The organism is Intestinibacter sp. (genome assembly GCF_051866655.1).
In the GTDB taxonomy this organism is placed as follows: domain Bacteria; phylum Bacillota; class Clostridia; order Peptostreptococcales; family Peptostreptococcaceae; genus Intestinibacter.
The window spans coordinates 1-9001 of the sequence record NZ_JBJDXL010000561.1 but is presented as its reverse complement, the minus strand read 5'-3'; the positions used below and the strand labels follow the sequence as shown (position 1 = coordinate 9001).

Below are 9001 nucleotides of genomic sequence, written 5' to 3'. Positions count from 1 at the left end.
GTATTTTATTATTAGTAATTTTTACAGTTTTTATATTTTAGTGTTTGAATAAAAAGGGGAAGATTGTATTGATTAATGAATTGGAATTTACGAAAGAAATAAAAAATTTAAATGAGAGATATATTTATAAAAAAGATAGTATCAAAAAAGAAGAGGGAATAGATGCATTTGTAGAATTAAAAAAATCTTATAAAAAAAGTTTATATTCATATATTAAAAATATAAATGATAAAGCTATATCTGAATGGATTAGCAAAGTTGAGGATACATATAATTCATTTATAAAAAGAAACGATATTAGAATATGGCAAGAGCTTTTGCAAATTGAAGATCAGGACAAAGATAATATCTATATGTATATAATATTGATAATTTTTATGCAGGATAAGTATGTTTGTAGGGATGTTATAAGGATTTTAAATAATAAATTTTGCTTAGTGGAAAAAAGACTTGAATTATATAAGGTATTTCCCGAAGAATATATTAATAATTTCCTTAGAAAAATAAACAAAAAAGAATATCCAGATTATGAGTTTTTTAATATTGAAGAGGGTAAAGAATACGATAAATTTATGGAGCTATTTTACAAATTGGACTATGTTTTGGATAGTAAAGAAGAATTTAATTTGTTATTTAAAGAAATTAAAAATTTAAAGATCGACCATCCAGAATTGGATTTAAAAGAATTTATGTTTTATATAGATAGTAAAAATCCTGTGAATTTAATAAAAGTAAAAAAAATCGTATCTAAAATAGAAAAACAGTATCCTAATTCAAAGTACAGTAATTTATTAAATGCGATGTTTTCATTAAGAAAAGAAAACTATAAAAAGGCAGAGGAGTATTACAAAAAAGTTCTCGAGGAGGATAAATACAATTACTTAGCTATGGATATAATAGTATGTTATGTAGCACAAAAGAAGGCAGAGGAAGCTAAGGACATGATATATTATTTACTAAAGAAAGATAAGTGCATAAAGCAAGAGCAATTTTATCTAGAAATGATAGCAGATGCAAATTCTATATTGTTTAATAAACTAAAAAAATCCATAAAGAAAAATGATGATAATATTTCAAAATTAGAGTTAGCTTTCTTGTATGATGAAATAGTAGAATACGATAAATCTTTAAAGGTATTAGATACTGTACATATAGATAAAGAAACAGAGATAGTATATTATGCTTTAAAGAGTATGGTATATTTAGATACTAATGAATCAAATAAGGCTATTGAATGTATAAATAAGTGGGAGGAAAAATTAAAGGCACTGGATGAAATAACTAAGAGTAAATTAAAAGATATTTTTAGTTATAAATTAGGTGATTTTTTAGAACATGAAACATTTATTTTATATAAAGGCTTAGTCTATTCTCAAGCAAATAAAAAACAAGAAGCAATTGATTTTATAAATAGTAGTATTTGCTTAAGTTTAGATAATATACAATTAGTTCTGCTGAAAATAAATTTATTGTATGATTTAGGACTTTATGAAGAAGCGACACTTCTATGTGATGAAATTTTAAGTCAATTTGGAGAACTTAATGTTTATTTAGAAAAGATAAAATGCTTATATAAATTAAATAGATTGTTCGATGCTTATGAAGTATGTGATCAGGCATTAAAAGAATATCGCCATACTTTAGATTTTTACATATGCAAAATTAAAATTTTATTAGATTTAAATAGCTTTGATGCTGCTGAAAAATTAGTGACTTTTTTAGAAGGTAAGGGAATTAAAGATATTAATATTTTATATTTCAAGTTAGTTATATTAAATAATAAAGGGCAGGTAGAAGAGGCTAAAAGGATTTATTCAAAATTGAAAAAGCAAATTAAGTGTAAGAAAGAGGAAATTTATGAGTTTATATTAGATGATGTAATGTGTTTAGTTAAAAACTAAGGTTATAAATATAATGAAAGTCAAGAACGATAATATAAGTCTTGACTTTTATTTTAGCTTAATTTTTCTATTTTACAATGATGCTCTTTTGTTTTTGAATCATAGCAAATAGCAACAGCAAGTGTCATTAATTCCTTATTTGGAATTTTTAAGTAGCCATTGTTATAGGATAGGAAGCCTAAAACTATCATAGCTGAATAAATTTCTTTTCTTGTTTTAGGAGTCGTTTGACCTGCCCTAAATTCTTCATTTATTTTGATTTTTATTTCTTCTCCAGCTACCATTTTAATGACATCGTTTTTGACATCTAATATGTTGTATTTAAGGTATTTTAATACCTCATTCATAGCTCCAGTGCTAGTCCAGTAATTTTTACATTTTCTATTTTTTAAGGCTTTTACAACTGATCTTGGGTTATATAGCTTTACGCCTTCATTTACATAACCGTTGTACCACTCTCTTAGCTCGTCAAATTTAATTTTGTTTTGTTTGTTACATAGTACTTTAACCTCTGATTCTGTGAATCCGAAATATTCGTTAAATAATGTGTCGCTCAACATAGTGTATTCGTCGAACATATTTAATGCAGAACCAGTAGCATATTTTTTAATTGGTAAAATACCAGTCATATAACAAAGAGATATATATGCTTCATCCTTGAAAATATTCCTTAGAAACTCTAAAAAGTCATTTTGATTATCTTCAAATAAATGATTATTAAATATATAATCCCATTCGTCTATTATAAATATGAATTTTTCGCCAGACATTCTCAATATTTTCTTTAAACTGTATGTTGTGTCGACATTTTTTATATTAAATTCTGTTATTATTTCTTCTTTTAAGGTATTGATAATGTTATCCATATAGTCCTTGTAAGTATGTACATAATCAGTTATTTCGCTGAACGATATACTTATGACATTGTGTTTATTTAAATTTTCTTTATAGCCTTCTGAGTCTTTTATATTTAATGAATTGAATATAGATGAAGAATCAAATGCTTTGCAATAATAAGAGCTAAGCATATCTGCTATGCTAGTTTTACCGAATCTTCGTGGTCTAGTAATACATAAAAATTTTTCTGATGTATTTATTAGTTCATTTATATCATTTAATATAAGTGATTTGTCTACAAAATATTTGCTATTAAATAAATTTTTATAGTTTTCTAGTGGTCTTTTTGTATTTAAATACATATTTATCACCTCGCTATTTTTTACTATTATATCATAAAGTATGATTTATATATTATTTGTATTATATTCAGATTTAAATATTTTTATAGGGTTTTATAAGTATTTATAAATATGGACTGCGATTAGTTTTTTGTTATTTATTACATAATGATTTTGACATAAAAAACAGCTTCTTTTGATAATTCGATTTTATCATACAAAGCTGTTTTTTATTTAATATTTACATACTTTTGTTAAATTAAAGTTACTTGTTTTTCTGACTTTCTTTGTATACTTCCTTTTCATGTTCAACGACCTTTTCGAAATATTTCCTACGATAGTGCGTTACTTTAAAAAAACCGTTAATTTCCTCAGGAGTACAATACTTTGCTATTTCCATCAAGTAATTACAAGTTACTTTACGATCATATGCTTTGTGTTGTTGACAGGCATATTCACCTTTTTCAGTAAGAAAAAGATGGCGTTCACGCATATTTTCAGGATTTTTACGCTGTTCTATGAAACCTTCTTTTTCAAGTTTAGATAGCATATTAGAAATAGTTCCTTTAGTGCGATATGTAAGTTGGCATAGCTGCTTAGCAGTGATTCCTGGAGTATCGTGAATGAATCCAATGCAGTGAGCTTCTATTTCACTCATGAAGAAACCTAAATCATAGTCTCGTGGAATTGACTCATAAGCAGACATAAGCATTTTGTGTCGGAAAATGATATTTACTTTATCGTCAATATCAGAAATCATATCATTAATATTTTTATTATCGAAGTCCAAAATCAACCCTCCTTAAATAGTTTTGTTATAAAACTGTATAATTATATTATAGAAAAAAAAGTTTTTTTATGCAAGAAAAAATATTGACATTATATGGTATGAATGTTAATATTTTAGTAAGATAGTTTATCGATAAAACTATTTATAACGAATAGAATTATCTAAAAATAAAGATTTTATCAAGAAAGGGCTATAGTTTGGATAGCAAACTTATATTATGATGGATGAAAGAATAGAAAAAAGAGAAAGAAAAAGTTATGGATCAAAAGCTCTGATTCCTATTTTGATATTTGTAGGTTTGTATATTGGTTGTGGATGTATATTCACATTATTAAAAATGGATAATCCTTTTTCAATTATGTCTAGATATATATCGATACTGATTGCAATCATATTTTCTCTAATTTATTATGAACCACATAGGAGTTTGACAGAAAAAGTTGAGATATATTGTTCAAAAGCTGGGAAAAAAGGAGTTATACTCTTGGGATTTATTGTGTTAATGGCTGGCGGATTTTCAAGTGCAGCAGAGGTAATAGGAGGAAAAGAATCACTTGTAAATCTTGGACTAACTTTTATTCCAATTCATTTTTTAATCCCAGGAATATTTGTAATATGTGCAGTAATATCGACTTGCATAGGAACATCAATGGGTACGATTGTAACTATGCTTCCAATTGCATACTCGTTATCATCTGGAACAGGTTTAAATCCTGGAATGGTTGGTGCAGCTGTGATTACTGGCGCTTTCTTTGGGGATAATTTGTCTATGATCTCTGATACGACAATATGTGCAACCAAAGGTGTTGGAGCAGAAATAAAAGATAAATTCCGTGTTAATTTTTTTGTTGCTTTACCTGCTGCTTTAATAACGATTGTTATGTATATGGTATTTAGTCCTCATTCAGCAAATCAATCAATTGTGGCAGGAGAATATCATATTGAAGCAATAATTCCGTATTTACTAGTACTGGTACTCGCTATTAAAGGAATGGATGTAGTCATGGTATTGACAATTGGGATTGCATCTTGTTGTGTAATTGGAGTTGCGACTGGTAGGATATCGTTTTTTGAATGGGCACAAGCAGTATCTTCAGGAATGGAAAATATGTTTTGGCTAGTGGTGTTTTCTACTTTGGTTTCTGGATTAATTGGATTGGTAGAATATTATGGAGGAGTTGACTGGTTGATCAATACAGTTTCAAAAAAAATCCATAATAGACGAGGCTGTGAATCGATTATAGGATTGCTTTCTCTGTTAATATCTGGGGTTATTGTTAATAATACGATGGCAATCATAATAACAGCACCTGTTGCAAAAGAGTTAGGAGAAAAGTATGAAGTCAGTCCTAAGAGAATGGCAAGTTTACTAGATATTGGAGCATGTCTGGCAGTGATGCTTGCACCACATGGAAGTGCAGTGATGATGATTCAAGAAACAATAGGATGTAATTATTTAGAAATTGTAAGATATCAGTTTTATCCATTTCTGCTAATACTTTGTACGGCAGTTATGATTGGATTTAAAATAGAAAGAAGGAGAGTAAAAAACTATGAATGAGAATAAAAATTTAAAAAATTATGGTGCAAAGGCCTTGTTACCATTACTTATATTTTTAGTATTATATGTCGGATGTGGAATTGTATTTACAGTGCTTGGAACAGAAGATCCATTCTGGCAAATGCCTAGATATGTAGCAATTTTAATTGCAATTTTGGTAGCAGTAATATTCTTTGACAAAGAAAAATCTGTAACAGAAAAAGTAGATATATACTGTGAAAATGCAGGAAAGCCTGGAGTTATGCAGCTAGGACTTATGGTATTGATGGCTGGTGGATTTGCTAATGTATGTTCTCAGATGGGTGGACAAGAATCAATTGTAAATCTTGGTATTTCTTTAATTCCAAGTTATTTCCTTATACCAGGAATATTTGCAATATGTGCATTAATTTCTACATGTATAGGAACATCAATGGGGACTTTAGCAACAATGATTCCTGTAGCAGCAGCCCTTACACAAGGAGCTGGACTAAATCCAGCTATGGCAGGAGCAGCAGTAATTACAGGATCTTATTTCGGAGACAACCTTTCTATGATTGCAGGAACAACAATCTGTGCTGTTAGAGGTGTAGGTGCTGATATGAAAGGAAAATTCAATGTAAACTTTAAACTAGCGCTTCCTTCAGCAATTCTAACAATTATTGCCTATGCGATTTTGAGTATGGGAAGTGGAACACAAGCAGTTGAAGCTGGAAGCTATAACCTACTTACAATCATTCCATATGCTTCTACATTAATTTTTGCTCTAATGGGAATGGATGTTATCCTTGTACTTGCAATTAGTATCGTGCTTGCTGGAGTGATTGGAATTGCAATTGGTAATATTTCGTTTTTCGGATGGGCGCAAGCAGTATCATCAGGAATGGAAAGTATGTTCTGGCTAGCAGTATTTGCTATGATGATTTCTGGTCTTGTTGGATTTATAAGATATTATGGTGGAATTGACTGGTTAGTAAATGTAGTTACTAAGAAAATCACAGGTAAGAAAAGTTGTGAATATATTTTATTAATATTAGCGTTAGTACTTTGTGCAACAATTGTAAATAATGTTATGGCAATTATGATTCTTGCACCAATAGCAAAAGAAGTAGGTGCGCGTTATAAGATTAATTCTGATAAACTAGCGTGTCTTTTAGACATTGGAGCTTGTGTGGCTGTTATGATTGTACCTCATGGAACAGGTGCAATGATGGCACAGGAAGCAGTGGGTGCTACTTATATAGAAATTTTAAAATATCAGTTCTATCCACTTTTCCTTATGATTTTTACAGCATTAAGTATTCAGTTTGGAAGTATTTTTTCAAAATTTAAAAATAAAAATGAAAATGAAAATGAAAGCGAAATCAAAAATGAAAGTGAGGTAGTATAAATTATGAAAATTACAAAGATTGATCTTCTTTTTTCAAATCCTGTTGAAGATGGATGGAGACCTTTATTTTGCCGTGTTTACACAGATACTGGAATCTATGGAGATGGAGAGGTAGCATTATCATATGGAGATACATTGAATGCCGCATTTGGAATTATGAAGGACTTGGCTCCGATGTTAATAGGAATGGACCCTCTTGATCATGAAGTTATATGGCAAAAAATGTACAGACATTGTTTCTTTGCACTAAATGGAGGGCCAATTACATTTGGAGGAATGAGTGCATTTGATATGGCCTTATGGGATATTAAGGGAAAAGCATTTAACGTACCTCTTTATAAATTACTTGGAGGAAAACAACGTAACAGTCTACGTGCCTATGCAAGTCAGCTTCAAAATGACTGGGGCGAAAATAGAAAACCAGCAAGGACACCAGAAGATTATGCAAGAGTTGCAAGAATAGCTGTTGAAAAAGGATTCGATGCAATAAAGATTAATTTCCTTACTTTCCATCCAAAAAATGGGCGTTATCATGAAACAGAACAAACTGCATTCCTTAGTCCATCTTATATGGAAACTGTAGAGGCGCGTATTGCAGCAGTACGTCAAGAAGTAGGTAAAAATGTAGATATTATTCTGGAAAATCATTGTTATACAGACAAATTATCTGCTACACAATATGGAAATATGGCTAAGAAATATGGTATTCTTTATTACGAAGAACCAACAACTCCACATCCAGATTTACTATCTTATGTTCATAAGGAAACTGGAATTCCAGTAGCGAGTGGAGAACGTATTTATTCTCGTTGGCAATATCGTCAATATTTTGAAGAAAATTCAATACAAATTATTCAACCAGATATCGGAAACTGTGGTGGAATTACTGAAGTAAAGAAGATATGTGATATGGCTTATTTATATGAAACAGGTGTGCAAATTCATGTATGTGGAAGTCCTCTTGTAACAGCAGCATCATTACATCTTGAAGCGGCTATCCCAAATTTTGTAATCCATGAATATAATGTAAATACTTCGATGCCAAAAATGACTTCATTGACTAAATACAATTATGAACCTGTAAATGGACAATTTTCTATTCCAGAACTTCCAGGGATAGGAAATGAAATTGCAGAAGAAACATTTAAGAATAGTGAAGTTGTAACAATACAATAGAAGAATATATGTAATTTATATTTGAAGGAAGGTTATAATATGGAGTTGACAAAAGAACAGCTTAAAGAAAAAATTTGTGAAAAGGCATATGATTTAGGTGTTAATATCATTAAATCATGTTCTGTCTCAAAATGGGAGGAAATGCCCATACAAGCGCCTGAGTTTTGGCCACAAAATATTTGGCCATGGGCAAAAAATGTTATTGTTCTTGGAATACCACTATATGAACCTATGATTAATACAACTCCATCTATGGTATATCAAGAACTTTACGATACTAGCAACAGGGTTTTAGATGATATGGCTTATAAATTAACGAATTATATTGTAACAAAACTTGGTTATAAAGCAATTTATTTTCCAAGAGATTGTTACTATAGTATAGAAGTATTATTAAAAAATCCTAATGCAGCATTTTCACATGTTATCGCTGGATATTATGCTGGTGTAGGAACTATAGGTGATAGTCATAATTTAATCACCAAAGAATTTGGACCACGCTTAAGACTTGTATCTATTATTACAGATGCGCCGATTCCAGCAGATGAAATGTTAGAAGAGGATCTTTGTATTCATTGCAAAAAATGTTTAAAAAATTGTCCTGCAAAATGTTTTGAAGAAAATATAGAAGATAAAAAAGATATCTATAAAATGGACAAAGTGGCATGTACACAAAGAAATGTAGATGTAAAAAATGACCATCACTGGCCATGTGGAATATGCATAAGTGTATGTCCAGTAGGCGAAGATCTAAAGATGTATAAAGGCGTAACTATTACATCAAAAGAAGGAATTAAACACTGTCAAAGTTATGGTTCTTAACATAATGAAGTGTAAGATAAAGTGTGTAAGTAGAAAATAAAAATATACTTTTGATATTATTTTGATAAATTTGAAGTTATAGAGCTGAGTATATCAGCAGAACATAAAATTTACAACCGGACAAGTGTGTCGGGTCTGAAAATACGGCATTTTCTCACTTTATGTCGTGTAAATAAGTGAATTTTTAATATAATCTGTTAATCA

Annotated in this window: 7 protein-coding genes; 5 read left to right on the top strand and 2 right to left on the bottom strand. The window is 29.7% G+C overall.

Annotated elements, in window-relative coordinates:
• Positions 1-68: 68 nt before the first annotated feature.
• Entirely contained in the window at positions 69-1901 is a 1833-nt protein-coding gene (locus tag ACI3VO_RS16940; RefSeq protein ID WP_439759031.1) for a tetratricopeptide repeat protein, read from the top strand.
• Positions 1902-1954: 53 nt separating this feature from the next.
• Here ACI3VO_RS16940 and ACI3VO_RS16935 read toward each other — a convergent pair whose 3' ends face one another.
• Both ACI3VO_RS16935 and ACI3VO_RS16930 read right to left on the bottom strand, forming a co-directional pair.
• Positions 1955-3100: an AAA family ATPase gene (locus ACI3VO_RS16935; protein ID WP_439759030.1), complete on the bottom strand. Its 1146-nt coding sequence runs from the start codon at positions 3098-3100 to the stop codon at positions 1955-1957.
• Positions 3101-3344: 244 nt separating this feature from the next.
• On the bottom strand, positions 3345-3869 hold the full coding sequence (locus ACI3VO_RS16930; protein WP_439759029.1) for a MarR family winged helix-turn-helix transcriptional regulator: 525 nt from the start codon (positions 3867-3869) through the stop codon (positions 3345-3347).
• Between the two features lie 217 nt (positions 3870-4086).
• Here ACI3VO_RS16930 and ACI3VO_RS16925 point away from each other — a divergent pair, with 217 nt between their 5' ends.
• From ACI3VO_RS16925 to ACI3VO_RS16910, 4 genes are read left to right on the top strand one after another with little or no spacing between them, the layout of a single operon-like run.
• Positions 4087-5430 carry a Na+/H+ antiporter NhaC family protein gene (locus tag ACI3VO_RS16925; RefSeq protein WP_439759028.1) on the top strand — a complete coding sequence of 448 codons (1344 nt, stop codon included), beginning with the start codon at positions 4087-4089 and terminating at the stop codon, positions 5428-5430.
• Positions 5423-6799: a Na+/H+ antiporter NhaC family protein gene (locus ACI3VO_RS16920; RefSeq protein WP_439759027.1), complete on the top strand. Its 1377-nt coding sequence runs from the start codon at positions 5423-5425 to the stop codon at positions 6797-6799. The genes ACI3VO_RS16925 and ACI3VO_RS16920 overlap by 8 nt, the downstream gene beginning before the upstream one ends.
• A 3-nt stretch (positions 6800-6802) precedes the next feature.
• The gene (locus ACI3VO_RS16915) at positions 6803-7975 is read left to right on the top strand and encodes a mandelate racemase/muconate lactonizing enzyme family protein (protein ID WP_439759026.1); all 1173 of its coding nucleotides are present in this window, start codon (positions 6803-6805) and stop codon (positions 7973-7975) included.
• A 39-nt stretch (positions 7976-8014) separates the two neighbouring features.
• Positions 8015-8797 carry a 4Fe-4S dicluster domain-containing protein gene (locus tag ACI3VO_RS16910; protein ID WP_439759025.1) on the top strand — a complete coding sequence of 261 codons (783 nt, stop codon included), beginning with the start codon at positions 8015-8017 and terminating at the stop codon, positions 8795-8797.
• Positions 8798-9001 lie beyond the last annotated feature (204 nt).